This is a genomic window from Streptomyces sp. NPDC002088 (assembly GCF_040296605.1).
GTDB lineage: Bacteria > Actinomycetota > Actinomycetes > Streptomycetales > Streptomycetaceae > Streptomyces.
Window position 1 is genome coordinate 98,741 of sequence record NZ_JBEOXO010000021.1, and the last position, 26,852, is coordinate 125,592.

Here is a 26,852-nt window from a genome sequence, read left to right on the forward strand (position 1 = left end):
CCTGTCGGGCAGGACGCTCCCGAGTCAGTCCCGAACAGGTCACTTGGCTTGACGCCCGTCCCGGCGAGCCCGTGCTGCCATGTGACGCATGGGCCGGAGCCGGCTGCCGGGTGGAGCAGCCCGTCATCCGCGTAGGTGGGCAAGAAGCTCGTCTCCAACGGGATAGGGGCGTTCCTGGGGCAGCAGCCGGGCGGCGGAGTCCAGGTCCCCACTGCTGATGAGGGCTTGGATCTCGTGGGCGAGTGAGGTCACATCGCGGATGGCGACCGTCCACTCGTCCGCGTAGCGTCGTGCGGCCTCACTGGAAAGGCCGAGTTGCAGGGACCGGTAGGGCAGGGGCTGCAGGCGCAGATCCCGCTCCGGGTCCCACTGCACACGGGTGGGCGCGCGCTTCAACTGACGCTGCCAGGTTGCGCGGTCGGGGTGGACCCCTCGGGTGTAGCTCGACAGACAGGCGTGGCGCAGCGCCCACTCGAAACCGTCTCGGGTGATCTCGACAGCGAGAACGGTCTCCTGCCCTGCCTTGGCGCCCCAGCCGCAGCGGTACATCATCCACAGGAACGACGGTTTGATCCACGTCATCCTGTCCCGCTTCCACACGGCGGGGAAACGGCCCTCTCGGGCGGCGGGCAGGCCGATCTCCGGGGAGTACGCCTGGTAGACGGTGATCGTGGATTCCGAGTGGGCCGCACGGATCCTGCGTTGCGGTTCTTCCATGGCGTACAGCGTGGAGTCGGCCGGTTCAGGCGGCCACTGATTTTCGACTGCCGTTCGCTGCGACGGAGAGCGCCGGCCGCAGGGCGGGTTGGACGGGCACGGAATCGCTTGGAACCCTCGCGCGTTGAGCCCAGTGGGAATGGGATGCCGGTGGTGTGCGAGCCGAGCAGCCCGAGTGAACGAGCTGACAGACATTGGAGGGGCCGTAATGGCGGCGCAGACGCAGAGGGCCGTGCTGGCTGGGGGATGCTTCTGGGGGATGGAGGAGCTGATCCGCCGACTCCCGGGCGTGACGGCGACCCGGGTCGGATACACGGGGGGTGACGTGCCGAACGCGACGTACCGTAACCATGGCACGCACGCGGAGGCCATTGAGATCCTTTTCGACCCCGCGAAGACCGACTTCCGCGCGATCCTGGAGTTCTTCTTCCAGATCCACGACCCGAGCACCAAGAACCGCCAGGGCAACGACATCGGCCTCAGCTACCGCTCAGCGATCTACTACGTGGATGACGAGCAGAAGCGGATCGCCGAGGACACGATCGCGGATGTGGACGCCTCCGGGCTGTGGCCCGGCAAGGTCGTCACCGAGGTGGAGCCGGTCGGGCCCTTCTGGCAGGCTGAGCCCGAGCACCAGGACTACCTGCAGCGTTACCCGGACGGCTACACCTGCCACTTCCCGCGCCCCGGATGGCGGCTGCCCGCCCGCGCGGAGGGCTGACCGCGAGGCGGCCCGGCGGAAGGCGGAGTCCGGCCGAGGCTTCGCCGACGGTCTCCCGGTCTCCTCCTACGGCGAAAGCGGATGCGGCCCGCAAAAAAAAGGGGGCTGCCGACGCGGGGTCCGGTCCGGTCATGTCCACCTGTGCGGCCTTCGGTGAATTCCGGTGCCGGCGCTCAGTGCGGCAGTGTCGCCGGGTTGCCGCCGTTCGCCTCGTAGCCCGCCACCGCCAGTGCCCGGTACACCGCGAACTCGGCGGCCGGATCGCCGGACAGGGTCCACGGGAGGGCGCCCACATGGCCGTCGACGTGTATCAGCTGGTTCATGGCCTCCGACCAGCGCTCGGCGCGGACCAGGAAGAAGATGAGCAGGTGACGGACGTGCGCCAGCATCGGGTCGTCGGGGCGGGCCGAATGCACCGCGAACAGCGCGCCGTGCATCGCCTTCGTCACGACCTCGCTCTGGTAGAAGCTGCTGACCAGGTTCACCTCGGGGAGGTGCTCGAAGACCGCGAAGAGGGGCATGGCGGCCAGGAGCGAACCCCGGGGGGCCCGGGCTGCCGCGGCCTCCGCGAAGGAGTACGCCAGCTCGCGCGAGCCGTGCCACTTCTCGCACCAGTAGTGCAGTGCCGCCAGGTGGGCGCCCATGTGCGCCGGGGCGCGGTCCAGGATCTTCAGCCACAACTGCTCGAACTCCGGCTGCGCATACGCCAGTCCGCGGGCCACCGACAGTTCGATGATGTACGGGATGGGGTCGCCGGGAGCCAGAAGCGCCGCCTGTCCGCAGGCGTCCTTCGCTTCCTCCATGATGATCCGGAACTCGTCCGTCCCGGGCGTCGACGTCCGCCACGCCTGCTGCACCAGGAACTCGGCGTGCACCGCCGCGCCGCCCGCGTCCTTGAGCTGCTCGGCCCGCCACACCCGCAGCCACTGTCCGCCCGGCGTCTCGCTGACCCCGCCGGGGCGCTGCTGGAGCTCCAGTGACGCCGCACCCGCGAAGGCCTGCACGCGCTGCCAGCGCAGCTCGCCCTCCGACTCCGTGCCGGCCAGCAGTTGCTGCGCCGCCCGGTAGTCCTGCGTGCGCTGCACCAGGTCCAGGACGTCCAGGAGGTCGTGGTCGGGGCCGGGCATGCGGATGTCCAGCTCCTCCTCCCGCACGAAGCCGTAGTTCGCGGGGTCGGCGGCGTCGGGGTGGCCGGCCGGGACCTGCTCGATCATGCCCCGCCTGCGCCGCACGACCGGGAGCAGTACGAAGCCGAGCATGACCAGCGCGATCAGGACCCAGAGAAATTCCATGCCTCAAGCGTTCCAGACGCCACCGACAATTGGCCAACCCGATCGGCGGATCTGTGGACAACCCGGCGGCGGGCCCTCCCGGAACTGAGGGAAAACCCGGCAGTACGGCCTCCCGCGCCCCGCCGTCCGGCACCCGCCCCGCGAGCGCACTACGCTCGGTGCACATGAGCGACAGGCACATCAGTCAGCACTTCGAGACCCTCGCGATCCATGCGGGCAACACCGCCGATCCCCTCACCGGCGCCGTCGTCCCGCCGATCTACCAGGTCTCGACCTACAAGCAGGACGGCGTCGGCGGCCTGCGCGGCGGCTACGAGTACAGCCGCAGCGCCAACCCGACCCGCACCGCCCTCGAAGAGAACCTCGCCGCCCTGGAGGGCGGCCGCCGCGGCCTCGCGTTCGCGTCCGGACTGGCGGCCGAGGACTGCCTGTTGCGTACGCTGCTCAGCCCCGGCGACCACGTGGTCATCCCGAACGACGCGTACGGCGGCACGTTCCGTCTCTTCGCGAAGGTCGTCTCCCGGTGGGGGGTGGAATGGTCGGTCGCCGACACCAGTGATCCCGCCGCCGTACGGGCCGCCATCACGCCGAGGACCAAGGCCGTGTGGGTGGAGACCCCCTCCAACCCGCTGCTCGGCATCACCGACATCGCCGCCGTCGCCCAGATCGCCCGTGACGCGGGTGCCAGGCTGGTCGTCGACAACACCTTCGCCACGCCGTACCTGCAGCAGCCGCTGTCGCTCGGCGCGGATGTCGTGGTGCACTCCCTGACCAAGTACATGGGCGGCCACTCGGACGTCGTCGGCGGCGCGCTGATCGTCAGCGACCCGGCGCTGGGCGAGGAGCTCGCGTACCACCAGAACGCGATGGGCGCGGTCGCCGGGCCGTTCGACTCCTGGCTGGTGCTGCGCGGCACCAAGACGCTGTCGGTGCGCATGGACCGGCACAGCGAGAACGCCACGAAGATCGCTGACATGCTCACCCGGCACGCGCGCGTGACGCGCGTCCTGTACCCGGGGCTGCCGGAGCACGCCGGTCACGAGGTCGCCGCGAAGCAGATGAAGGCGTTCGGTGGCATGGTCTCGTTCCAGGTCGAGGGCGGCGAGGAGGCGGCGGTCGAGGTCTGCAACCGCGCCAAGGTGTTCACGCTCGGCGAGTCCCTGGGCGGCGTCGAGTCGCTGATCGAGCACCCCGGGCGCATGACGCACGCCTCCGCGGCCGGCTCGGCCCTCGAGGTGCCCGGCGACCTCGTCCGCCTCTCCGTGGGCATCGAGAACGTCGAGGACCTGCTGGAGGACCTCCAGCAGGCCCTGGGCTAGTTCCAGGGGTGAGCTCCCCCGGAGGGGGAGCTCACCACCCGGTCAGCGGTGGAGTCGTGTCCGAGGGTGGCTCCACCCAGGGCCGGGCCGTCAGCGCCCAGACGGCGAACGCCAGGGCCGCGGCGGACAGCAGCAGCCAGCCCAGGCGGCGGGCGAGCGTCCTGCGGCGCAGCATGCGGCCGCCGAGACGTATGGCGTCGACGTAGAGGTCCGGTGGCATCTGGGCCGGCGTTTGTTCCATGATCCGCCGCGCCGCCGCCTCCCGCTCGGGCCGGTTCACCCGCACCTCCCACGACTCGGCCGCCGTGTCTCCATGCCCGTCACGACTCCACGTCCGTCACGACTCCACGTCCGTCACGACGGCGCCACCTTCGCTCCCGCCACCGCCGGAGCCGGGTCCCGCGGCGGGTGCAGGAGGGTGGCCGTAGCCCGGTCGCAGATCGCGTGGACGCGTTCGACGGGCAGACCCAGCAGGGCGGCGGCCTGCTCCTCCGCGACCCCCTCGTACAACCGCAGGACGAGGATCAGGCGCTCCTGCGGAGTGAGGACGGCCAGGGCACCCGCGGGGTGCCGGCGGGCGCGGCGGCCGCTGCCGATACCGCCGTACTGGTGCCACGCTCCATGCGCGAAGCGGGTGGCCAGATACTGGCGGGCGCGGTCGTAGGGGTCCTCGCCGCGCAGCCGGTCCCAGCACGCGTACGTGTGGGCCAGGGCCAGCGTCAGCAGGCGTCGCGCGCGTGGGTTGTCGTCCGGTGTCTCCGCCGTGAGCAGCGTGGCGGTCTGCAGCAGCCGCCCGCCCGCGCCCGCGACGAACGCCTCGAACTCGCGGGTGCGGCGGGCGCCTTGGGACGCATGCCGTTCTCGCACCGCGCCTCCCGCCTGACAGTCACCCTGGGGAAACGGGCCGCCGCTGTGTGCGACGGAGGCCCGATCTCATCTGAGGCCAGGGGCGGCCTTTCGGTCAAGAGCCGCGCACGGTCGGGAAACGCGAGCCGCGCACGGTCGGGAAACGCGAGCCGCGCACCGTCGGGAAACGCGGCCCACGCGCCGTGGCTCAGGAGGCCGACGGCGGCTCCGCGCCCGGCATCCCCTGGGTGCCCATCCGGGCGGACAGCGCGCCGTTGAAGCGCGTGAGGAGCGTGCAGAACGCCTCGCGCTCCTCCGGCGCCCAGTCGTGGGTCAGCTCGGCCATCAACTGACGCCTCGACGAACGCACTTCCGTCAGCCGCGACAGCCCGCGCGGCGACAGCTGGAGCACCACCGCGCGCCCGTCCTCCGGGTGTGAGGTGCGCTTGACCAGGCCGCTGTCGACCAGCGGAGCCACCTGCCGGGTGACGGTCGAGGAGTCGATGCCCATGCTCGCGGCGAGCGCCTTGACGCCCATCGGGCCCTCCTTGTCGAGCCGGTTGAGCAGGAGGTACGCGGCGCGGTCCATGGAGTTGCGCACCTGCCCGACGCCGCCGAGCCGGGTCTGTTCGGCACGGCGGGCGAACACCGCCACCTCGTGCTGGAGGGTGTCGAGAAGACCGGTGTCACCGCTGGTCGTCATGTCCATCGACATTTCAGGTGTAGTGGGCATGGCCGGGGGCTCACTTCATGAAGGGTGCTGGATGTGGGGGACAGGGTACGCGGCCGGGACGCGGGCCGTACCGGCGCTGCGGAAACCCGTCTCGGTGGTTGATCACAAGCGGCGCGCCCCGCATGTGAACTGCGAGACTTGAGTCATGAACTACCGCAAGGCCGACCCCTTGCCGCCGGTCACCCTGGATGACGTACGCGGGGCCCAGAAGATGCTCACGGGCGTGGCCCGGGCGACCGCCATGGAGGGCAGCAGGCACCTGTCGCACCTGGTGGGCGCGCCGGTGCACCTCAAGTGCGAGAACCTCCAGCGGACCGGGTCGTTCAAGCTGCGCGGCGCGTACGTCCGTATCGCCGGGCTGCTGCCCGAGGAGCGGGCCGCCGGGGTCGTCGCCGCCAGTGCGGGCAACCACGCGCAGGGCGTCGCCCTGGCGTCTTCGCTGCTCGGCGTGCGTTCCACCGTGTTCATGCCCAAGGGTGCTCCGCTGCCGAAGATCAGCGCGACGCAGCACTACGGCGCCGAGGTGCGCCTGCACGGGCAGGTGGTCGACGAGACGCTGGCCGCCGCGCAGGAGTACGCGGCCGAGACCGGCGCGGTGTTCATCCACCCCTTCGATCACCCCGACATCATCGCGGGCCAGGGCACGGTGGGCCTGGAGATCCTGGACCAGTGCCCGGAGGTGCGCACGATCGTCGTCGGGATCGGCGGCGGCGGGCTGGCGGCGGGCATCGCGGTCGCGGTGAAGGCGCTGCGGCCGGACGTGCGGATCGTGGGTGTGCAGGCGGAGGGCGCGGCGGCGTACCCGCCCTCGCTGGCGGCCGGGCACCCGGTGTCGATCGCGAACCCGGCGACCATGGCCGACGGCATCAAGGTGGGGCGGCCCGGTGACGTGCCGTTCGGGATCATCGGCGAGCTGGTGGACGAGGTGCGCACGGTCAGCGAGGACGCGCTGTCCACCGCGCTGCTGCTGTGTCTGGAGCGGGCCAAGCTGGTCGTCGAGCCGGCCGGGGCGAGCCCGGTCGCGGCGCTGCTGAGCGAGCCGGGGGCCTTCGAGGGCCCGGTGGTGGCGCTGCTGTCCGGCGGTAACGTCGACCCGCTGCTGCTCCAGCGCATCCTGCGGCACGGCATGGCCGCGCAGGGCCGCTACCTGGCGGTACGGGTGCGCCTGACGGACCGGCCGGGCGCCCTCGCGGCGCTGCTCGGGGTGTTGTCGGTGGTTGACGCCAATGTCCTCGACGTGAGCCACGTCCGGACCGACCCTCGGCTCGGGCTCGCGGAGGCGGAGGTCGAGCTGCACCTGGAGACGAAGGGTACGGAGCACTGCGCCGAGGTCGGCCGGGCCCTGCGTGAGGCGGGGTACACGGTCATCGGCTGAGGTCACGGGCACCGCGTTCACCCGATCGTGGCGGGGTCGGCCCTCGTCGTGCTGAGGACGCCGGCGGTACGGAAGTACCGCTCGGCGGCCGCATGACAAAGCCCCCGGCGTCACGGGGACGCCGGGGGCCCGTCCAGGATGTGTGTGGGGTCAGCCGCTGTACGGCTCGGCCTTCAGGATGCGCACGGAGGCCTTCTTGCCGTTGGGCAGCTCGTAGGCCGCGTCGTCGCCGACCTTGTTGCCGATCACGCCGGAACCCAGCGGGGACTGCGGCGAGTAGGTCTCGATGTCGGCGCTCGCGTACTCGCGTGAGGCGAGCAGGAACGTCATCGTGTCGTCCTCGTCACCGTCGAAGGCGATCGTGACGACCATGCCGGGCGCGACCGTACCGTCCGTCGAGGCGGGGGCCTCGCCGACCTTCGCGTTCTCCAGGAGCTGGGTCAGCTGGCGCACACGGAGCTCCTGCTTGCCCTGCTCCTCCTTGGCCGCGTGGTACCCGCCGTTCTCGCGCAGGTCGCCCTCCTCGCGCGCGGCCGCGATCTTGGCGGCGATCTCCGTGCGCGCAGGACCAGTAAGGTACTCAAGCTCGTCCTTGAGCTTGTTGTACGCCTCCTGGGTCAGCCAGGTGACGTTCTCGCTGGTCTGGGTCACAGGGTGCTCCTCGTCGGTACAGGGAATACAAAGCATCGCCCTACCAAGAAGAATGGTCCCTCACGGATGGGCGAAACCACGAGCCTAACAATTCAGTGGCCGTAGGGGGAGGACATAAGCCATCAGAATCACGTCAACGCAGGTCAGCGGCTACGCATTCCGGACGATGTTCACGTCGTCAGCCAGTATCGGCCGATATCAGCCGGCGTGACAGCCGAGCAGTTCGGCAGTCGTGCCACGGGATGTCGTACGGAGCGTGACGACCTTGTCGATGCGGGTGGCGGAGCCGGTGAAGCGGAAGTCCGCCCGGCCCACCTCGGAGCCGTCGGCGGCCTGTGAGCGCACGGTGCAGTAGCCCTCGGTGCCGGAGTCCTTGTGGACCTCGAGATGGATCTTCACCGCGTCGTCCGAGGCGTCGAAGGTGATCACCTGGGCGCTGATGTCGTTCTGGACGACGTAGTGGTAGCCGAGGAAGCCGATCAGGGCGAGCAGGGCGGCGCCGAGCACAGCCCCGATGACCTTGAGCGTGCGGTCGGCGCGCTCGTCCGAGGAACGGCCGTAACGGCCCTCGGGCAGTCGCGTACTCGCCGTACTCATGATCGTCCTCTCGGCAAGGCCTCGGCAGCGTCGGATGAAGCTCCGAAAGTGGGCTCCGGGGCGGGGCCCCGGAATTATTCGCCCCCCGATTCCGTCACTATAGAAGCCGCCCGCCCGCCGCCCGACCGCCACCCCTCGACGTCGTCCCTGCGGGGCGACAACCGCTGAATTGCACCCGTTCACACCGGGCGCCGACTTACTGAGGATTGAGTCTTGACTGACCAGCTGCGACTGATGGCCGTTCACGCGCACCCCGACGACGAGTCGAGCAAGGGCGCGGCCACCATGGCGAAGTACGTGTCCGAGGGGGTGGACGTGCTGGTCGTGACCTGCACCGGCGGGGAACGCGGCTCCATCCTCAACCCGAAGCTCCAGGGCGACACGTACATCGAGGAGCACATCCACGAGGTACGCAAGAAGGAGATGGACGAGGCCCGCGAGATCCTCGGCGTCAAGCAGGAGTGGCTGGGCTTCGTCGACTCCGGCCTCCCCGAGGGTGACCCGCTGCCGCCGCTTCCCGAGGGCTGCTTCGCCCTGGAGGACGTCGACAAGGCGGCCGGCGAGCTGGTGCGGCAGATCCGCTCCTTCCGTCCCCAGGTGATCACCACCTACGACGAGAACGGCGGCTACCCGCACCCCGACCACATCATGACCCACAAGATCTCGATGGTGGCGTTCGAGGGCGCGGCGGACGCCGAGAAGTACCCGGAGAGCGAGTACGGCCCGGCCTACCAGCCGCTGAAGCTGTACTACAACCAGGGCTTCAACCGTCCGCGCACCGAGGCGCTGCACCGGGCGATGCTGGACCGGGGCCTGGAGTCGCCGTACGGGGACTGGCTCAAGCGGTGGAGTGAGATCGAGCGCACCGAGCGCACGCTCACCACGCACATCCCGTGCGCCGACTTCTTCGAGGTCCGCGACAAGGCGCTGATCGCGCACGCCACGCAGATCGACCCCGACGGTGGCTGGTTCCGCGTTCCGATGGAGCTCCAGAAGGAGGTCTGGCCCACGGAGGAGTACGAGCTCGCGAAGTCCCTCGTGGACACGACCCTCCCCGAGGACGACCTCTTTGCGGGCATCCGCGACAATGCCTGATATGAGCGCAAGCGTGAGCCTGGCAATGACGCATCTCGTTCCCCTCGCCAAGGAGGTCGACGAGAACAAGGTCACCCCCGGCGTCCTCGGCTTCATCGTCTTCGCGGCGATGGCGCTGGCGGTGTGGGCCCTGATGAAGTCCATGAGCAAGCACATGGGCAAGGTCGACTTCAAGGAGTCCCCGGACGCGAAGGCCTCCGACGAGGGAGCCCCGGGGGCCGGGAAGGCTTCGCCCGCGAAGGGCTGAGCCGCGGGCGCGGCAGCGGTCGCCGGAGACCGGGATCGCGGCGGACCCGGCGGACGCCCGCACCGGCTCCCCGGGTCACCTGGAGTGATCGGCCAGCGACAGCAGTAGATGTGCCGACTCCGGCCGCACATGGTCGGAGTGGGCGCCCGACCAGCCGCGTCTGTCCACGAACACGTCGCCGGCGTCGACGCTGACGAAGCGATGGTCGAGGTCGGTGTGCGGATATGGGTCGGCGACGCCTCGCATCCTGATGCCGGAGACCGGTGAGGGCGTGGCACCGATGCCCGCGCGGCCGACGCCCACGCGCTGCTCGGCCCCCCAGTGCCAGATCCCGGTGGCGAGGTCGTGCCGGGAGTACGTCGCCACGACGGGGCCGTGCAGCGGCGCCTCGGCCAGCGCGGTGAACAGGCCCGTGAAGGCGTCACGTGGCGCCGCCATCTGGAAGAGCAGCATGGAGTCGACGGTGAACGGCCGGTCCGGTGGCCGGGGCGTGCTCCAGCCGAGGGTGACCGGCTCGTCGGCCGCCCACTGCACCGCCTCGCACAGGACACGGCAGCCGAAGGAGTGTCCGACCAGGTGCAGGTACTGCCCGTCGCGGTTGGCGAGGACCGGCGGTGCGGCCGGATCGCCGCGCCGGGAGTCCAGGTATCCCAGCAGCCGCCCGACGACGCGGGCCGCGTGCCCTCGCGTACTCAGGATGTGGGCGCTGTCGCGCACGCGGCGGTACGCGCCGGGCGTCCGCCGTGTCAGAGAGGGCCAGCAGACCACCACCGTCCACGGTTGCCACTCCGGCAGCTCGGGATAGACCTCCCGGTGCTGCTCGTACTGGACGGCCGCCAGCGTCAGCAGGCCGTCGGCCATGGCGCGGGCGGACTCCGCGTCCGTCCGCCAGCCGTGGGCGTAGACCACCAGGTCGGTGGCCCAGTCGGGTGGGGTGAGCTCCTCGGCGAAGTGGTCGAGCAGCCGGTCGGCAGGCACGGGGCGGGGGCCGGTCGCAGTGTCCTCCAGGAGTCGGCCGTCTCCGTCCAGAGTCACCGTCGCCACAGGACTGCTCCCAGCGCTCATACGGTGAGTTCCTGGTTGTCCGTGTCGAGAGGGGCCTCCGCGCGTCCCAGGCTCGTGTCCATGCCGCAGTGCAGGGCGTATGCGAAGCCCAGCGGGTTGTGCAGCTCGTCCGCGAAGCGGCGGGCGATGTCGTATGCGATGGCGCCGGCGGTCTCCGTTCCGCCCAGATAGCGGGTCACGAACTCCAGGGCGTACTCGGCGGCGAAGGCCTGCGGCATCTCGATCTGCGGCCCGAGGACCCCTCGCGCCCCCGCGTGGATCAGCGCGCCGCCGAGGAACGCCAGGTCGCCCCCGCCCTGGGGAACTCCGGCGTGACAGGCGTTGAGCATGACGAACGGCTGGAATCGGCTGTTGTTCCCGAAGCGCCGCCGGCCGTCGCGCACGGTCCGTGCGTCGATGGCCGTGACGTCGGTCAGTCGCAACGCCAGACGGGCAGGCCGGGTGCCGTTCGGCACGAAGTGACCGTGGCACCAGAAGTACATCAGGTGCTCGCACAGTTCGGGGTTCGCCAGCGCCTGGACGAACTGCGCCCGGTCGGTGCGCTCCACGAAGTGGGTGTCCTTGGCGAGCACCGCGGCCACCTCCGCGGCCCGGGTGCGGCCCTTGCGGTCCATCCGCTTGTCGTGGTTCAGGCTGACGGTCGGTATGTCGAACTGTTCCTGACGACTGTCGAGCCAGGGGTAGGCACCGCCCGTCTGCTCGATCTGATGCCGGTGTCCGAGGAACCGGCGGAAGAGCACGGCCGGGCCTTCGTCCGGCTCCGGCATCGGCAGATCCTCGGGACGCAAGCACACCATCGGCCACGGAACGTACAGCTCCGAGTCGAAACGGACACGAAGGCCCTCGTTCTCGGACAACGCCCGTGCCAGATACGTGCGAAAGCGGTCGACCCGCGGGTCCGTGCTGCCCAGCAGTGTGCCGAACAGCAACTCCGAACCGGCGAGCGTGAGTTCGTCGACGATTCCGCGCAGCTCTCCGGGCGGGCGGGAGCGCAGGTCGACGAGCGAGGCGTACGGATACTCGGGCTCGCCCGGCGGGAGGTCGCCGTCCACGGTCAAGGGACGGAAGTCGACCAGGAGTTCCTTCCACAACCGGCACAGGTCCGCCGAGGCGTCCCAGATGTCCGAGGCGTGCACCAAGAGGTCCACTCGGTGTTCGGAGCCCGGGGCCGAGGTCACGGCGGGCCCGTACAGCCTTGCCCTGATCCGTCCGTCTCCGAGCACGTCCAGGCACACGGTGACGTCCGGGGCCGGCGCCGACTCGTCGGGGAACCGGGTGAAACCGTGACTCGGATCCTGGACGACACGGAAGGGCAGCTCGGTGTTCATCCTTGCTATCGCCTCCGGGCCGTCGTCGCGTGCGGAGCCGCGAGGGTGGAAGCGGCGTGCGTCTCGAGGATGTCGATCTCCGTCTCGATCTGCTGCAGGACCGTGCCCGTGCGTTCGAGTGCGATGGTGAACCGGATGCGGTGCAGACCGGGGCGGTTCGGGGTGAAGGCGAACTCGGCGCCTTCGGAGCTCTTCGCGGAGGGACGGAGCAGCGCGGTGGCCGGCTCGATGGTGGCATGGGTGAGGGGCACCGCGACGGCGGTGAGCCAGGGGCGTTCGTCGATGCCGGTCGCCCACGGGTGGTCGGGTTCGGGGACCACGCGGAGCAGGATGTGCCTTCTGCCGTGGACGTCGGGGCTCTCGTCCAGGAGGGTCAGCCGGACGTGGGAGGCGGGGACGGGGGGCGCCAGGGCATCGGACGGGTCGGGCGCCATCGGGGCGACGACCTCCCGAGCCCGCAAGGGGATCCTCGCGTGCGACGTCCCGTCGGGAGACGGACGCCAGGAGCGGTCGAACTCCGCCTCGTCCTCCCTCAGCCGGTGCAGGAGCGACTCCGCGGGCTCCCACGCCGAAGCCGCGGCCGACCGAGGGCGCAACCGGTACTTCGCGCGGATCGTCGCGGCCCACGCCAGACCGACCCGGTCGCCCAGCTCGAGGAAGCGCTTCTCGGCCGTGCTCACCATGTCCCCCGCGAACAGCGGTCCCCGCGAACGCAGGGCCAGTTCCAGCAGCGTCCAGGCCACACCGAGGGCGCAGCCCGTCCTGCCGAACGCGGCGAGAACGGCGCCGAGTTCCTCGGTGACGTCATGGTCCGGGGCGAGTACGACCAGCCGGTGCCGCGCCCAGGCCGCTCCCAGCTCGTCCTCGCAGTCCTTGAAGTGCTGTCCCGCGGTCCACTGCGCGACCTGGGCCTCGTCGACGTGGCCGGCCTGGATGTCGACGAGCGTGAGGTAGTGGCAGGTCCACCCCATCCCGCGAATGTCCCCGGCCTCGTGGTGGGCGGTGAGCGCACGCTGGGCGAGGGACAGCGCCTTCTCGTTGTCGCCGCGCAGCAGGTGGACCCGGACCTCTTCGGTGGCCACCCAGTTGCGGCCGCGGGCGTCCCCGACCGTGTTGAAGACCTGGTCCGCCTGCCGCAGGGCGTGCCCCGCGTGCTGGTGCTCGCCGAGCAGCAGATGCGCGCGCGCCAGGTGGAACAGGGACCAGCCGCGTCCGCGCGGAAAGCCGGCGGATCGGTGCGCTTCGACGGCGGCACCCAACAGATCAAGGGCTTCACGCGGTCTGCCCAGGTCGCAGGTGACCGCACCGCGGAGCATCAGGTGCCGCGCCGCGTCGACGGCGGCGGCCACGGGAACCTCGTCCAGCACCGCCATCGCCTCGCTCAGTCGTCCGGACTGATACCAGGCGGCGGCTCGGTCGAGCCCGGTCTCCGGGGTGTTGTGCTCCTCGGTGAGGAGGCGCGCCGTGCGCAGCGGGCTGCCGAGTGCGCAGGCCGTCTCGGCCAGCGCCCGCCAGGTCGCGGGAGTGTTCAGCGACCAGTGGAGTGCGACCAGGCGGTGGGCGTCTCCACGCACGGAAAGGAGCGTGCCGAGCGCCCGGCCGAGCGACTGCGCCTGCCGCGGGGGCGCGCCGACGGCGAGTTCCATGAACGTGTCGATGTCCTGGAGCAGTTCGCCGGTCCCGAATACGACAGGGGGAGCGGATCCGGTAGGGGCCGTTTTCCCGGAGAGCGGGGCTGTGGCGAGTTCCAGGCTGTACTCGGCGGCCGTACGGAGACGGGCGGTCGCCTCGGCGGCCGACGCGGCACCATCGGGTGTCAGGCGCCGTGCGATGTCGCCGGTCGGTGACGGTACCTCGAAGACCTCATCGCGGGTCTCCCGCACGAGCTCGCGCGCCGCCAGAGTGCGCAGAGTGGCCAGCATCTCGCCCGGGGCACGGGCGGCCGGAACCATCGCCTCGACCATGCGCGTGGTGAGGGCGACCTGCGGCTGGGCGACGACCGTGCTCAGTACCTGCGTGTCGACGGGGACGGTCGCGAGAGCGAGCGAGACCAGTTCGTCCGGGTCGGTGACCTGCTGCCCGGGGCCCTTGACCACCTCGGGCGGCATCGCGCCGGCGATCCGCAGCAGCGCGGGGATCCCCCCGGCGGCGCGGACGAGTCCCCGACGGCGTCGGGCGTCGGTGTCGGTGTCGCGGCCCGGCCGTTGCCGAGTCGCGACGGCCGTGGCCAGTTGTTCGGCTGCCTTCCGTCCCAGTGGGCGGACCTCATGGAGCTGTACCTGGCCGGACTCCCAGCCGTCCTTCTCCCGGGACGTGATGAGCACCGAGGTTCCCGCCTCGCGCAACACCGGCAGCAACCGCAGCCCCACATCGGGCTGAACGGCGTCGAGGACGATCACGCCACGCCGCCAGGTCTGGGGGGCGAGCTGGGACAGCATCCGCTGAACAAGTCTCTGTTCGTCGCGGTCCAGTGCCGCCGTGACGATCTCCCGACGTTCCAGTGCGGTCTGGGCCAGCAGCCTCAGCAACGCCGTCCGTGCGTCGGAGGTCTCGCCCACGGGCACCCATCTCAGGCCCGCCCGCGTGAACAACCTGGCGAACCTGGCGGCCAGCGCCGACTTGCCGACCCCGGCCGGACCGTGCAGGACGATCGCGTCGGGTGTTCCGACTCGTGCCGACCGGAGGTACCGGGCAGGCCCATCGTCGAAGGCGTAGCGCCGTTCCATCATCCCGAGGTGTCCCTCGAGAGCCGCGAGATCCCTCGTGCGTCCGACGAACGGTTCCGGTGTGCCCGGCAGTGGTGTGGGTGTGCGCAGTAAGTCGTCCACGATCCCCCCAGTTCCCCGGTCCGCCTGGCCTTGCCGGAGCCGTCATGCGCCCGAGGAACCAGCATCCCAGCCCGCGACGCACATGGGGAGGGGAACACGTGTCCTCACCCGTGGCCCGCCGGCACCGCCACCCCCATCACCTCCCGGGCATGCCGGCTCGGCACCATCCCCAGGCGCCAGGCCTGCCAGCCCGTCTCCAGGGTGACGCCTCGCTCCAGCAGGAGCCGGTACGCCTCCACGTAGTCGGTCAGCTTCTCGTCCCGCAGGGGATGGCCGGAGCGGGTCAGCTGGGCCAGTTCCTCCTGGGCCACCGCGGTGCCGATCTCGACGCCGCCGGGGGCGGCGTACGGCAGCAGGGTGCAGCGCAGGAAGCCGGCCCAGTCGGCGCCGCGGCGGTCGCCGTACGAGGCGAACAGAGCCGCGGCCTCGTCGCACAGGGCCAGGGCCTGCTGGGTACGGGTGTTGCCCGCGTCGACGACCGCCAGCTCCAGACAGGTCCAGGCCTCGCCGTGGACGACGCCGATGCGCTGGAAGTCGGCGCGGGCGTCCATCAGCAGCTGGCGGGCGAAGCCGGAGTTGCGCAGCGAGCCCGTCTGGGCGGCGCGCTGGTCCCGGGTCACGCGCGCCGAGTGGTGGCGGGCGCACGCCAGGCCGTAGACGTCGCGCATGCGGGAGAACATCGTGCGGGAGCGTTCCAGTTCGCGGACCGCGCGGTCCAGGTCGCCCGTCTCCTCCAGGGCCTGGCCCAGGTAGTAGAGGGTCCAGGCCTCGCCGCGCGCGTCCTCGTTGTCGCGGTGCCGGGCCGCCGCCCCGCGCAGGCCGTCCACCGCCGGCGACGGGTCGCCGGCCACCAGCCGGGCCCGGGCCAGCTGGGTCAGCGCCCAGGCCTCGCCCCGGGCGTCGCGGGTACGGCCGTACAGGTCGAGGGCCTCGCGCAACTCCGCCTCCGCACGCGCCGGATCGCCCATGCGCAGGCTCAGCTGGCCGAGCTGGAAGTGGGCCCACGCCTCGCCGTGCACCGAACCGCCCTCGCGGTGCAGTACCAGGGAGCGGGACAGCAGGTCCAGGGCCTCGGCGACGCGGCCGCGGTCCCGTTGGACGGCGGCCAGCGCGTGCATCGTCCAGGCGCGGTCCGTCGCCAGTTGGGGGGCAGCCTGGAGGTCCAGGGCCTCCCTCAGCTTCGCTTCCGCCTCCGTCAGGTTGCCCTGGTGGTGCAGCGTGATGCCCAGCGAGCACAGGGCGCGGGCGGCGCCCGCGTCGTGGTGGGCCTCCATATAGAGGTCGACCACGGAGGCGAGCGTCGTGCGTGCCTTGTCGAGCTCGCCCAGATGGCGGGCCGCGATGCCCGTGCGCCACTGCACCGAGCGGACCAGCAGGCCCTGGTCGACGGCCTGGGCCAGTTCGCTGATCTCGCCGAGGCGGTAGAGGTCGCCGCGCAGCAGGCAGTAGTCGCACAGCGCGCCGAGCAGGTTCAGCACGGCCGCCTGGTCCACGCCCTCCGCCTGCCGCAGGGTCGCCGTGATGAAGCTCGACTCGTCGTCCAGCCAGCGCAGCGCCTCGTCGAGGGAGGTGAAGCCGTGCGGGCTGAACCGGTCCGAGCGGGTCGACATGTTGCCGTCGACCAGCCGCAGCACCGAGTCGGCGAGGTCGGCGTAGCTCGCGATCAGTCGTTCCTGCGCGGCCGTGCGCTCGGCCGGCTCCTCCTCGTCGAGGAGGCGGGCCTGCGCGAAGGCGCGGACCAGGTCGTGCAGGCGGTAGCGGTCGCCCCGCACGTGGTCGATCAGGCCCGCCCGGGCCAGTGCGGCCAGGTGCCGGGTCGCCTCCTGCTGGTCGGTGGCCAGCAGCGCGGCGGCGGCCGCCGCGCCGAGCGAGGCCCGGCCCGCCAGGGCGAGCCTTCTCAGCAGCCGCCGGGCCGGGTCCGCCTGGTCGGTGTAGCGCAGCCAGAGCACCCGCTCGACCGGCTCGACCGGGCCGTACGCGTCCAGATCGGTGGCGAGCTGCCGGGGCGAACGCGGGCCGAGCGCGGAGCCCGCGATGCGCAGCGCCAGCGGCAACGCACCGCACAACTCCCGTATCCGATCCGCCGATTCGGCGTCGTACGGCCCCGAACTGTCCTGCGCGGCCGCGTCCAGCAGCTCCTCCGCGCCCGCCGCCTCCAGGGCCCGCACCGGAAGCTGGTGCACCCAGGCCGGGAGGTCGGCCGGCAGGTCGAGGGGCTCCCGCGCGGTGACCAGGACCAGGCTGTCGGAGCGCTCGGGGACGAGGGTGCGGACCTGCTCGGGGTCCGAGGCGTCGTCCAGGACCACGGTGACCGGCAGCCCGGTCAGGTGCTGGTGGTACAGCTCGCTCAACCGCTTGACCTGCTGCTCGGCGGAGGAGCGCTCCCGGAACAGCAGCTGCTCGCGGGGCGCGCCGAGCCGGTTCAGCAGGTGCAGCAGCGCGTCGCGGGTGGGCAGCGGCGGCTCCTCCGGGCTGGCGCCGCGCAGATCGACCACGCACGCACCCCGGAACTGGTCTCGCAGGTCGTGGGCGGCACGGACCGCGAGGGTCGTACGACCGCTGCCGGGCGCTCCGTGCAGGACGACGACCGCCGGCCGGGTCTCCGTGCTCGCGCGGGCCGCCTGCACCCACTGCCGGATCCGCGCCATTTCCGCCCGCCGCCCCGCGAACGGCCCCACAGGCTCCGGGAGTTGCCCGAAGGACTGCTCCAGCACACTCCGCCCCCGCGCGGCCGCGCTCTTGTCCGCGCCGCGCAGCTGCGGCCCCGTCGCCTTCGGACCGGTGGACGCGCTCAGCACCCGCTGCTGGTCCAGGAACGGGCGGATCCCGCGCACCTCCAGCGCCGTCAGCCACTGCAACCGCAGCTGCTCCGGGCCACCGGGCTGGCCTACGGCTCCCGCCCGGTGATGCGCGGCGGGCAGATGAGAGCCGGCCACCTTCACGACCGTGGCCGCCGCGCCGACGACTCCCACGGCGACCCCCGCGCCCAGCGCCGTGCCCGCATCGGTGCCGAGGGCCAGGTCGGCGACGGCGGCGGCGACCGCGGCGACGGCGGCCACCAACAGGGGAGTTTTGCCACCCTCCCGTGCGTAGCGCTGGCCGAAGCTGAGCGTGCCGGCCTCCGCCTCGTCGAGCGCGCGCGTATACGCCCCGTACTCCTCGGCGGCCGTCTGCGCCATGGCGTCCAGCGCGGCGAGCGCCCGCGTCCCGAGCGCCTGCCCGTCGGTACGGCCGCCCGACCGCCGCACCTCCTCCTCGACGGCCCGAGCGATCAACCGCTCGGCCTCCGCCCTGTGACTGTCCCGCATGCCAGGTCCCCCTCCGGCGGCGACGGTGTTCCTCTTGGCCAAGTGTGCGGCGGATGCGGAGTGGAGGGGAGAGGGCGGACAGCCGGGCCGCGCCGTACCCGCGCTGTCTGGAGTTCCGGGGGTACTGGGGCAGGATGGAGGCATGCCGAACCGACTGGCTCATGAAACGTCCCCGTATCTGCTTCAGCATGCCGACAACCCCGTCGACTGGTGGCCCTGGTCGGAAGGGGCGTTCGAGGAGGCGCGGCAGCGGGGCGTTCCGGTGCTGCTCAGCGTCGGCTATTCGAGCTGCCACTGGTGCCATGTCATGGCCAGGGAAAGCTTCGAGGACGAAGCGGCCGCCGCCTACATGAATGATCACTTCGTCAACATCAAGGTCGACCGCGAGGAACGCCCCGACGTCGACGCCGTCTACATGGAGGCCGTGCAGGCGGCGACCGGGCAGGGCGGCTGGCCCATGACCGTGTTCCTCACCCCGGACGCCGAGCCGTTCTACTTCGGCACCTACTTCCCGCCCGCGCCCCGGCACGGCATGCCCTCCTTCCAGCAGGTACTGGAAGGCGTGCGCAGCGCCTGGACCGACCGGCGCGACGAGGTCGCCGAGGTCGCCGGGAAGATCGTGCGGGACCTGGCGGCTCGCGAGATCTCCTACGGCGACACGCAGGCCCCGGGCGAGGAGGAGCTCGCGCGGGCACTGCTCGGGCTCACCCGGGAGTACGACGCCCAGCGCGGCGGGTTCGGCGGGGCGCCCAAGTTCCCGCCGTCCATGGTCGTCGAGTTCCTGCTGCGGCACCACGCCCGCACCGGCTCCGAGGGCGCGCTCCAGATGGCGCAGGACACCTGCGAGCGCATGGCCCGCGGCGGCATCTACGACCAGCTGGGCGGCGGCTTCGCCCGCTATTCCGTCGACCGGGACTGGGTTGTGCCGCACTTTGAGAAGATGTTGTACGATAATGCGCTGCTTTGTCGGGTTTATGCGCACCTCTGGCGGGCCACAGGCTCCGAGCTCGCCCGCCGGGTCGCCCTCGAAACCGCCGACTTCATGGTGCGTGAACTCCGTACGAACGAGGGCGGGTTCGCCTCCGCGCTCGACGCCGACAGTGACGACGGGACGGGCGAGCACGTCGAGGGCGCGTACTACGTGTGGACGCCCGGGCAGCTCGCCGAGGTCCTCGGTGCCGAGGACGCCGAACTCGCCGCCGCCCACTTCGGCGTGACTGCGGAGGGCACGTTCGAGGAGGGTCGGTCGGTCCTCCAGCTTCCGCAGCAGGAAGGTGTGTTCGACGCCGAGCGGATCGCGTCCGTCCGGGAGCGGCTGCTGGCTGCACGCGCGGAGCGCCCCGCTCCCGGCCGGGATGAAAAGGTGGTCGCCGCCTGGAACGGCCTCGCGATCGCCGCCCTCGCCGAGACCGGCGCCTACTTCGACCGCCCCGACCTGGTCGAGGCCGCCGTCTCCGCCGCCGATCTCCTCGTACGGCTGCACCTGGACGACCACGCGCGGCTGGCCCGCACGAGCAAGGACGGCCGGGCCGGCGCGAACGCGGGGGTGCTGGAGGACTACGCCGACGTCGCCGAGGGCTTCCTCGCGCTCGCGTCCGTGACCGGGGAGGGGGTGTGGCTCGAATTCGCCGGGTTCCTCCTCGACCATGTGCTGACCGGCTTCGTCGATCCGAAGTCGGGCTCGCTGTACGACACCGCCGCCGACGCCGAGAAGCTGATCCGCCGGCCGCAGGACCCGACCGACAATGCCGCCCCCTCCGGCTGGACCGCCGCGGCCGGCGCCCTGCTGAGCTATGCGGCGCACACCGGTGCCGAGCCTCATCGCGCCGCCGCCGAGCGGGCGTTGGGCGTGGTGAAGGCGCTCGGGCCGCGCGTCCCGCGGTTCATCGGCTGGGGGCTCGCCGCCGCCGAGGCGCTGCTCGACGGGCCACGGGAGGTCGCGGTCGTCGGGCCGTCGCTCGACGATCCGGCCACAAGGACCTTGCACCGTACGGCACTTCTCGGCACCGCCCCCGGTGCCGTCGTCGCGGTCGGCGCTCCGGAGAGTGACGAGTTTCCGTTGCTCGCGGACCGCCCGCTCGTCGGCGGTGAACCGGCCGCGTACGTCTGCCGTAACTTCACATGTGACGCTCCGACCACCGATCCGGAGCGGCTGCGCGGGGCGCTGAACGGCTGAAACCAGAGGTGGGGCGGCTGTTTCGGCGTGGCTGCAAGCGGGTCCACCTCCAGGGCCCAGCGGCCCTGAGCGCCACGGACGCCTCCGCGCACGTGCACTCCTTCGCCGACTCCCCGGGCGCGGGGCTGTGTCGCTATGCGGCTCCGCCGCGTGGGCGCGACCAGCCTCCACCGGCCCGCGGGTTCGTCACCGCGCTTCCGGCGGAGCGCTCAGCGGTCGCCCGCGAACTCCGCCAGGGCGCGCTCCACGATGGCCTCCAGCTGCTCGTGGTGCGCGCCCTTCCAGTACGCGCGCCCGCACTCCCGGCACTGCGCGAAGACGTCGTACGACCGGTGCGTGCCGTGTTTCAGCTGGTCGGCGACCTCGTCCTTGGTGGCCTCCTTCAGCACGCCGTTGCAGGCGGTGCAGCGGGTCCAGGGGCGCAGTTCGGGGGCGAAGCGGTGCAGGACGTCGCGGAGCTGGTCGTCGGGGTTGGTGCTGTAGACGAAGCCTCCGGCCCACAGTTCGCGGCGGCGCAGCAGGCCCCGGTCGCGGCTGAGCATGACCCGCTGCTCGGCTGCCGAGCGGGCGGCGAGGGCCGGGTCGCCGATGTCGGTCGACTCGTACGCGGTGTCCACACCGAGCAGGCGCAGACGGCGGGCGAGGGTGCCGAGGTGGACGTCGAGGAGGAAGCGGAGGGGGGCCCCGGGTACCTGCTGGGGGCGGGCGACCGGGCGGACGGTCACCGACTCGCCGTCCGCCGGGATGTGCGACACCGGGACCTCACGGCCGTCGACGACGAGGGCGCCGACCTCCGTCAGGGGGACTCCGAGGGACTCGACGACATGGCCGAGAGTCGAGACGCCGTCGACGGCGAGGGCGGTGACGGCCCCGCGTCGGGCGTGCGGGACGAACAGAGCCAGCTCGGCGGCGACTTCGACGCGGATCTCGGGTGCGTTCACCTGGTCAGGATGGCACGGGGGAGGGACGGGGTCTCAGGGGTTTTCCTTTCCGATGCTGTGCTCCAGGACGTCCAGTGTGCGGTCGAGGAGGCCCTCGAAGTCGTCCTTGTGGCCGCGCTCGGCCCAGTACAGGGACGTCTCCATCAGGCCGCCGAGGAAGGACATCGCGTAGACGCGGACCTCCAGGCTGTCGGGGTCGCGGCCGGTACGCTCGCCGATCGCGGTGCAGAGCATGCGGCCGGTGACCGACATGCTCTCCATCATTCGTGAGCGCATCGCCGGAACCGTGACCATGAGGTGGGTACGCAGCCGCGCCACCTCCATGTCCTCCTCGATACCCACGCGGGCGCCTTCCCGGATCACGTACCGCATGGTCTCCGGCAACGGCTCGTCCGCCGGGCGGGCCCGCAGCAGCTCCAGGAGGATCGGGTCGTACTCGTCCGTGAGGACGATGTCCTCCTTGGTCGGGAAGTAGCGGAAGACGGTCGACGGAGACACCTCGGCGCGTTCGGCGATCTGGTCGATCGTCGTGGCGTCGTACCCCTGCTCCTTGATCAGCGCGTAGGTCGCGGTGCGGATCGCCTCGCGGGTCTTGATCTTCTTCCGCTCACGAAGGCTCAGCTGGGGGCGATCGGCGGGGGAGGTGGGGTGTGCGGCCGTCATGGGGTTCATTGTCGGGCATCCTCCGTGACGGCGGCCATGTCGGTGCTGCCGCTCCCCGTACGCCCTGCCGCGGGCACCCCCGGCAGGAACGCCGCCGCCAGCAGCGCCGAGACCAGGGCCGAGGCGCCGCACACCAGCAGGATCAGGGTCATGCCGTGGACGTACGCGCCGTTCGCGGAGGCGGCGAGGTGCGCCGAACCGGCCTTCTCGGCGATCAGGTGCGCGGCGACCACCGAGTCCCCGGCGGTGTCCGCGGCCCCGGCGGGCAGGCCGGTCACGTCGAGGCGGTCGCGGAAGACGTTGGAGAGCAGGCTGCCGAGCAGCGCGATGCCGACGGCGGAGCCGACCTGGCGGAATGTCAGCAGCAGCCCGGAGCCGCTGCCCGCGCGGTCGGCGGGCAGGGTGGCCAGCGCCCCGGTCATGGCCGGCACGAGCGCGAAGCCGAAGCCCAGGCCGGCGACGGTGAGCCACAGCGCGGTGAAGCCGTAGCCGGAGTCGATCGTCGTACGGCTGCCGAGGAGGGCGGCGAAGGCGAGGACCACCAGTCCCGCGCTGACCGAGGCGCGCGCCCCGAAGCGGGCTACGACCGGTGTGGCGAGTTTCGCGGCGACGGACAGGCCGAGAATCATCGGCAGCAGCCGGACGCCGGTGGCGAGGGTGTCGTTGCCGAGGACGGCCTGGAGGTAGGGCGGCAGCACGAACAGCAGACCGGACAGCACGAACATGACCAGGGTCGCGGCGATGGTGTTGAGCAGGAAGCCGCGGTCGGCGAGCAGCGTCATGTCGAGCATGGGGCGCTCCACCCGGCGCTCGCGCAGCACCAGCCCGGCGATCAGGACCGCGGACCCGGCGAACATGCCCAGGAGCAGCGGGTCGCCCCAGCCGCGCTCGGGGGCCTCGATGATCGCGTAGATGAGCGCGCCGAGCCCCGTGGCGGTGAACGCGGTGGAGAGGGTGTCGACCTTGGGGGAGGCGGGGTCGCGGGTTTCGGGGAGCAGGAAGACGCAGGCGGCGATGCCGATCGCGACCATCGGGACGTTCAGCACGAACACCGAGCCCCACCAGAAGTGCTCCAGCAGCCAGCCGCCGATGATCGGGCCCAGCGGCAGGCCGAGCGCGGATCCGGTGGAGACCAGGCCGATGGCCTTGCCGCGCTCGTCGGGGGTGAACAGCGACGGCAGCACGGACATGGCGAGTGGCGTGATCAGCGCCGCGCCGACGCCCATGACCGCCCGGGCGACGATCACCCACGTCACGTCTTCGGCCAGCGCGCCGACAACGGAACCGGCGAGGAAGATCCCGAGCCCGGAGATCAGCATCCGCCGCCGCCCGAACCGGTCGCCGAGGAGGCCCGCCGGGAGCATCAGGGACGCGAAGACGACGACGTACGCGTCCGCCATCCACTGCTGCTCGCCGGTGGTGGCACCCAGGTCGCTCGCCATCGTCGGCAGCGCCACGTTGAGGATCGTCGTGTCGAAGCCGAGCACCAGCATGCTCGCGACCAGGGCGCCTAGGGCCCACCAGCGGCGCGGGTCGCGCCGTTCGTCTTCTAACTGAGTGACAGTGACCATGAAATGAGAGTAACTCTCAAAAGGGTGAGGCTGTCAATGGTGGCCTGTCGGCATAGAGAAATGGCCACGGCTCGCAAGCCGTGGCCATCAGGGGGGAGCGGGGTTACGCGTGCTGGTACGCCACCAGCGAGATGCCGACGTAGTGGACGACGAATGCGGCGAGGGTGAGCGAGTGGAACACCTCGTGGAAGCCGAACCAGCGTGGTGACGGGTTGGGTCGCTTGATCCCGTAGATCACACCGCCCGCGCTGTAGAGGAGGCCGCCGACGATCACCAGGACGAGGACCGCGATGCCGCCCGTGCGCATGAAGTCCGGCAGGAAGAAGACGGCCGCCCAGCCCATCGCGATGTAGCAGGGGGTGTAGAGCCAGCGCGGGGCGCCGACCCAGAAGACGCGGAAGATGATGCCCGCGGCGGCCGCGCCCCAGATGCCCCACAGCAGCCACTGCCCCTTGGCTTCCGGCAGCAGCAGCATGGTCAGCGGGGTGTAGGTGCCCGCGATGATCAGGAAGATGTTCGCGTGGTCGAGACGGCGCAGGACGCCGTCCATTCTCGGGCTCCAGTTGCCCCGGTGGTACAGCGCGCTCACGCCGAACAGCAGGCACGCCGTCAGTGCGAAGATCCCGCAGGCGATGCGGCCCCGGGGTGAGTCGGCGAGGGCGGTGAGGACCAGGCCCGAGATCAGTGCGGCCGGGAACATGCCCAGATGCAGCCAGCCGCGCAGCTTGGGCTTGACCGGGTGCGGCAGGGAGAGCCCGACGGGGCCGCGGCCTGCGGCCGGCGTGTCCGTGGGCGCGTCGGGGACGGGCGCAGTCATGCGGGGCATCGTACCTACGGAACCGTAAGTTACGTATCAGTACGACGCCCCGAGTGGCCATGATCTCACGCGATTTGCGCAACGCAAAAAGACCTTCAGTCGAACCTCATGTGGACGCAAAGAAGCGCGGTTACACGTGGCGATGGTCACTCCGCTCACTTGTGGCGTCCTCTGGACATATGGGCGGACTCGTCGGATGATCAAATGAGTGCGGTCGGCACCGGATGAGCGGACGTGGTTCCGCGGTGCAGCATCCGGGTCGCAGCCCCCACGGGGCCTCCAACAAAAAATCCCCTCTTTTTAGGAGCAATCGTGGCGCTCGACATCGCGGCTCCCGTCATTCCCACCAACCATCAGGAACTGATCTCGTGGGTCAACGAGATCGCCGAACTGACGCAGCCGGACAACGTGGTCTGGTGTGACGGATCCGAGGCTGAGTACGACAGGCTGTCCGAGGAGCTGGTAGCCAAGGGCACCTTCAAGAAACTCGACCCGATCAAGCGCCCGAACTCCTACTACGCGGCCTCCGACCCGACTGACGTCGCCCGGGTCGAGGACCGGACCTTCATCTGCTCGGAGAAGGAGGAGGACGCCGGCCCGACCAACCACTGGAAGGCGCCCTCCGAGATGCGGGAGATCTTCCAGGGGGAGAAGGGCATCTTCCGCGGCTCGATGCGCGGCCGCACGATGTACGTCGTCCCGTTCTGCATGGGCCCGCTGGGCTCGGACCTCTCCGCGATCGGCGTCGAGATAACCGACTCCGCCTACGTCGCCGTGTCCATGCGCACCATGACCCGCATGGGTCGGCCGGTCCTGGACGAGCTGGGCTCCGACGGCTTCTTCGTGAAGGCCGTGCACACCCTCGGTGCTCCCCTCGCGAAGGGCGAGGCGGACGTCCCGTGGCCGTGCAACAGCACGAAGTACATCTCCCACTTCCCGGAGTCCCGCGAGATCTGGTCCTACGGCTCCGGCTACGGCGGCAACGCGCTGCTCGGCAAGAAGTGCTACGCCCTGCGCATCGCCTCCGTCATGGCCCGTGACGAGGGCTGGCTGGCCGAGCACATGCTGATCCTCAAGCTGACCCCGCCGCAGGGCGAGTCCAGGTACGTCGCCGCCGCCTTCCCGAGCGCCTGCGGCAAGACGAACCTCGCCATGCTGGAGCCCACGATCTCCGGCTGGACGGTCGAGACGATCGGCGACGACATCGCCTGGATGCGCTTCGGCGAGGACGGCCGCCTCTACGCGATCAACCCCGAGGCCGGTTTCTTCGGCGTCGCGCCCGGCACCGGTGAGCACACCAACGCCAACGCGATGAAGACCCTGTGGGGCAACTCCGTCTTCACCAATGTCGCCCTCACCGACGACAACGACATCTGGTGGGAGGGCATGACGGAGGAGACTCCGGCCCACCTGACGGACTGGAAGGGCAACGACTGGACGCCCGAGTCCGACGTCCCGGCGGCCCACCCGAACGCCCGCTTCACCGTCCCCGCCGCGCAGTGCCCGATCATCGCGCCGGAGTGGGAGGACCCGAAGGGCGTGCCGATCTCGGCAATTCTTTTCGGCGGCCGCCGCGCGACAGCGGTGCCGCTGGTGACGGAGTCATTCGACTGGAACCACGGTGTGTTCCTCGGCGCCAACGTGGCGAGCGAGAAGACCGCCGCCGCCGAGGGCAAGGTCGGCGAGCTGCGCCGCGACCCCTTCGCCATGCTGCCGTTCTGCGGCTACAACATGGGCGACTACATGGGCCACTGGGTCGACGTCGCCAAGGACAAGGACCAGGCGAAGCTCCCGAAGATCTACTACGTCAACTGGTTCCGCAAGAACGACGAGGGCAAGTTCGTCTGGCCCGGCTTCGGCGAGAACAGCCGCGTCCTGAAGTGGATCGTCGACCGCCTCGACGGCAAGGCCGAGGGCGTCGAGACCCCGATCGGCATCCTGCCGGCCAAGGGCGCCCTGGACACCAAGGGCCTGGACCTGTCCGACTCCGACCTGGACTTCCTGCTCACGGTCGACAAGGAGGTCTGGCGCGAGGAGGCCGCCCTGGTCCCCGAGCACCTCAACACCTTCGGCGACCACACGCCCAAGGAGCTGTGGGACGAGTACCGCGCTCTGGTGCAGCGCCTGGGCTGACCGCCCCCGAAGACGCCGCGGCCGGCTCCGATCGTGCCCTGACCAGCAGTATCGTCACGGCCGGCCGCGGTGAAAGCACCACAGACCGGCGAGGCTGCGCACAACGGCGTGCTCAGCCCTGGGCCTGTCGCCACGTCCCCGTCCGCCCCGACGGGGAACCCGGCGACAGGCCTTCGCCTGTTTCGCCCACCTTGTCCTCGTGTTCCCGGCCCGCGACGACGGCAGCCACCACTCCGCCGATCAGCGGCACCGCGAGGACGATTCCCGCGATTCGGTCATACCGGTCCCGGATCGACACGGGCCCTGCAACACCGTAAGGGGCGCGGGGAACGGCGCGACAAGCCACAACGAACCAGCAGCCGCAGAACTACAAGAACCCGAACGGCGAACAGGCACCGCGGCTCAAGCCAACGCAGTGTGTGGCGCCCG

General features: G+C 71.1%; 22 protein-coding genes. 7 read left to right on the top strand and 15 right to left on the bottom strand.

Annotated features, from left to right (window positions below; genetic code table 11):
- Nucleotides 1–123: 123 nt before the first annotated feature.
- Complete coding sequence (locus ABT114_RS35205; RefSeq protein WP_351147007.1) at nt 124–717, bottom strand: DUF4291 domain-containing protein; 594 nt, start codon at nt 715–717, stop codon at nt 124–126.
- A 208-nt stretch (nt 718–925) separates the two neighbouring features.
- Between ABT114_RS35205 and msrA the strand changes: the two genes are divergently transcribed.
- Nucleotides 926–1,438, top strand: a complete 513-nt coding sequence (gene msrA / locus ABT114_RS35210) for a peptide-methionine (S)-S-oxide reductase MsrA (RefSeq protein ID WP_351147008.1) — start codon at nt 926–928, stop codon at nt 1,436–1,438.
- Nucleotides 1,439–1,611: 173 nt separating this feature from the next.
- On the opposite strand, the gene ABT114_RS35215 is transcribed toward msrA, so the two are convergent.
- On the bottom strand, nt 1,612–2,730 hold the full coding sequence (locus tag ABT114_RS35215) for a hypothetical protein (protein WP_351147010.1): 1,119 nt from the start codon (nt 2,728–2,730) through the stop codon (nt 1,612–1,614).
- 164 nt (nt 2,731–2,894) lie between these two features.
- On the opposite strand from ABT114_RS35215, the gene ABT114_RS35220 reads away from it, so the two are divergent.
- A complete protein-coding gene (locus tag ABT114_RS35220) occupies nt 2,895–4,049 on the top strand; it encodes a cystathionine gamma-synthase (protein ID WP_351147012.1) in 1,155 nt (384 codons plus the stop codon).
- A gap of 31 nt (nt 4,050–4,080) precedes the next feature.
- On the opposite strand, the gene ABT114_RS35225 is transcribed toward ABT114_RS35220, so the two are convergent.
- From ABT114_RS35225 to ABT114_RS35235, 3 genes are all read right to left on the bottom strand, one after another.
- Nucleotides 4,081–4,329, bottom strand: a complete 249-nt coding sequence (locus ABT114_RS35225) for a hypothetical protein (RefSeq protein WP_351147014.1) — start codon at nt 4,327–4,329, stop codon at nt 4,081–4,083.
- A 74-nt stretch (nt 4,330–4,403) separates the two neighbouring features.
- A complete protein-coding gene (locus ABT114_RS35230) occupies nt 4,404–4,916 on the bottom strand; it encodes a sigma factor-like helix-turn-helix DNA-binding protein (protein ID WP_351147016.1) in 513 nt (170 codons plus the stop codon).
- Between the two features lie 187 nt (nt 4,917–5,103).
- Complete coding sequence (locus ABT114_RS35235) at nt 5,104–5,610, bottom strand: MarR family winged helix-turn-helix transcriptional regulator (RefSeq protein WP_351147170.1); 507 nt, start codon at nt 5,608–5,610, stop codon at nt 5,104–5,106.
- A 163-nt stretch (nt 5,611–5,773) separates the two neighbouring features.
- Here ABT114_RS35235 and ilvA point away from each other — a divergent pair, with 163 nt between their 5' ends.
- Nucleotides 5,774–7,003: a threonine ammonia-lyase gene (gene ilvA, locus ABT114_RS35240; RefSeq protein ID WP_351147018.1), complete on the top strand. Its 1,230-nt coding sequence runs from the start codon at nt 5,774–5,776 to the stop codon at nt 7,001–7,003.
- 150 nt (nt 7,004–7,153) lie between these two features.
- Here ilvA and greA read toward each other — a convergent pair whose 3' ends face one another.
- Entirely contained in the window at nt 7,154–7,654 is a 501-nt protein-coding gene (gene greA / locus ABT114_RS35245) for a transcription elongation factor GreA (RefSeq protein WP_351147020.1), read from the bottom strand.
- Nucleotides 7,655–7,852: 198 nt separating this feature from the next.
- Nucleotides 7,853–8,251 carry a DUF4307 domain-containing protein gene (locus ABT114_RS35250; protein ID WP_351147022.1) on the bottom strand — a complete coding sequence of 133 codons (399 nt, stop codon included), beginning with the start codon at nt 8,249–8,251 and terminating at the stop codon, nt 7,853–7,855.
- A 234-nt stretch (nt 8,252–8,485) separates the two neighbouring features.
- On the opposite strand from ABT114_RS35250, the gene mca reads away from it, so the two are divergent.
- A complete protein-coding gene (gene mca, locus ABT114_RS35255; protein WP_351147172.1) occupies nt 8,486–9,346 on the top strand; it encodes a mycothiol conjugate amidase Mca in 861 nt (286 codons plus the stop codon).
- The gene (locus ABT114_RS35260) at nt 9,339–9,593 is read left to right on the top strand and encodes a hypothetical protein (protein ID WP_351147023.1); all 255 of its coding nucleotides are present in this window, start codon (nt 9,339–9,341) and stop codon (nt 9,591–9,593) included. The genes mca and ABT114_RS35260 overlap by 8 nt, the downstream gene beginning before the upstream one ends.
- A gap of 75 nt (nt 9,594–9,668) precedes the next feature.
- Here the strand turns inward: ABT114_RS35260 and ABT114_RS35265 are convergent, their stop codons facing one another.
- From ABT114_RS35265 to ABT114_RS35280, 4 genes are all read right to left on the bottom strand, one after another.
- Nucleotides 9,669–10,637: a hypothetical protein gene (locus ABT114_RS35265; RefSeq protein WP_351147025.1), complete on the bottom strand. Its 969-nt coding sequence runs from the start codon at nt 10,635–10,637 to the stop codon at nt 9,669–9,671.
- A gap of 17 nt (nt 10,638–10,654) precedes the next feature.
- On the bottom strand, nt 10,655–11,986 hold the full coding sequence (locus ABT114_RS35270; RefSeq protein WP_351147027.1) for a CHAT domain-containing protein: 1,332 nt from the start codon (nt 11,984–11,986) through the stop codon (nt 10,655–10,657).
- A 5-nt stretch (nt 11,987–11,991) separates the two neighbouring features.
- Complete coding sequence (locus ABT114_RS35275) at nt 11,992–14,715, bottom strand: AAA family ATPase (protein ID WP_351147029.1); 2,724 nt, start codon at nt 14,713–14,715, stop codon at nt 11,992–11,994.
- A 203-nt stretch (nt 14,716–14,918) separates the two neighbouring features.
- Nucleotides 14,919–18,122, bottom strand: coding sequence for a tetratricopeptide repeat protein (locus ABT114_RS35280; protein WP_351147030.1), 3,204 nt, complete (start codon nt 18,120–18,122; stop codon nt 14,919–14,921).
- Between the two features lie 142 nt (nt 18,123–18,264).
- On the opposite strand from ABT114_RS35280, the gene ABT114_RS35285 reads away from it, so the two are divergent.
- Nucleotides 18,265–20,298, top strand: coding sequence for a thioredoxin domain-containing protein (locus ABT114_RS35285; protein WP_351147032.1), 2,034 nt, complete (start codon nt 18,265–18,267; stop codon nt 20,296–20,298).
- Nucleotides 20,299–20,507: 209 nt separating this feature from the next.
- Here ABT114_RS35285 and ABT114_RS35290 read toward each other — a convergent pair whose 3' ends face one another.
- The 4 genes from ABT114_RS35290 to trhA form a co-directional block, all read right to left on the bottom strand.
- Entirely contained in the window at nt 20,508–21,239 is a 732-nt protein-coding gene (locus ABT114_RS35290) for a Mut7-C RNAse domain-containing protein (RefSeq protein WP_351147033.1), read from the bottom strand.
- Between the two features lie 33 nt (nt 21,240–21,272).
- Nucleotides 21,273–21,902: a TetR/AcrR family transcriptional regulator gene (locus ABT114_RS35295; RefSeq protein ID WP_502988443.1), complete on the bottom strand. Its 630-nt coding sequence runs from the start codon at nt 21,900–21,902 to the stop codon at nt 21,273–21,275.
- Between the two features lie 5 nt (nt 21,903–21,907).
- Nucleotides 21,908–23,473 carry a DHA2 family efflux MFS transporter permease subunit gene (locus ABT114_RS35300; protein ID WP_351147037.1) on the bottom strand — a complete coding sequence of 522 codons (1,566 nt, stop codon included), beginning with the start codon at nt 23,471–23,473 and terminating at the stop codon, nt 21,908–21,910.
- A 103-nt stretch (nt 23,474–23,576) separates the two neighbouring features.
- A complete protein-coding gene (gene trhA, locus ABT114_RS35305) occupies nt 23,577–24,290 on the bottom strand; it encodes a PAQR family membrane homeostasis protein TrhA (RefSeq protein ID WP_351147039.1) in 714 nt (237 codons plus the stop codon).
- A 312-nt stretch (nt 24,291–24,602) separates the two neighbouring features.
- Here trhA and ABT114_RS35310 point away from each other — a divergent pair, with 312 nt between their 5' ends.
- Entirely contained in the window at nt 24,603–26,423 is a 1,821-nt protein-coding gene (locus tag ABT114_RS35310) for a phosphoenolpyruvate carboxykinase (GTP) (protein WP_351147041.1), read from the top strand.
- The last annotated feature ends 429 nt before the right edge of the window (nt 26,424–26,852 follow it).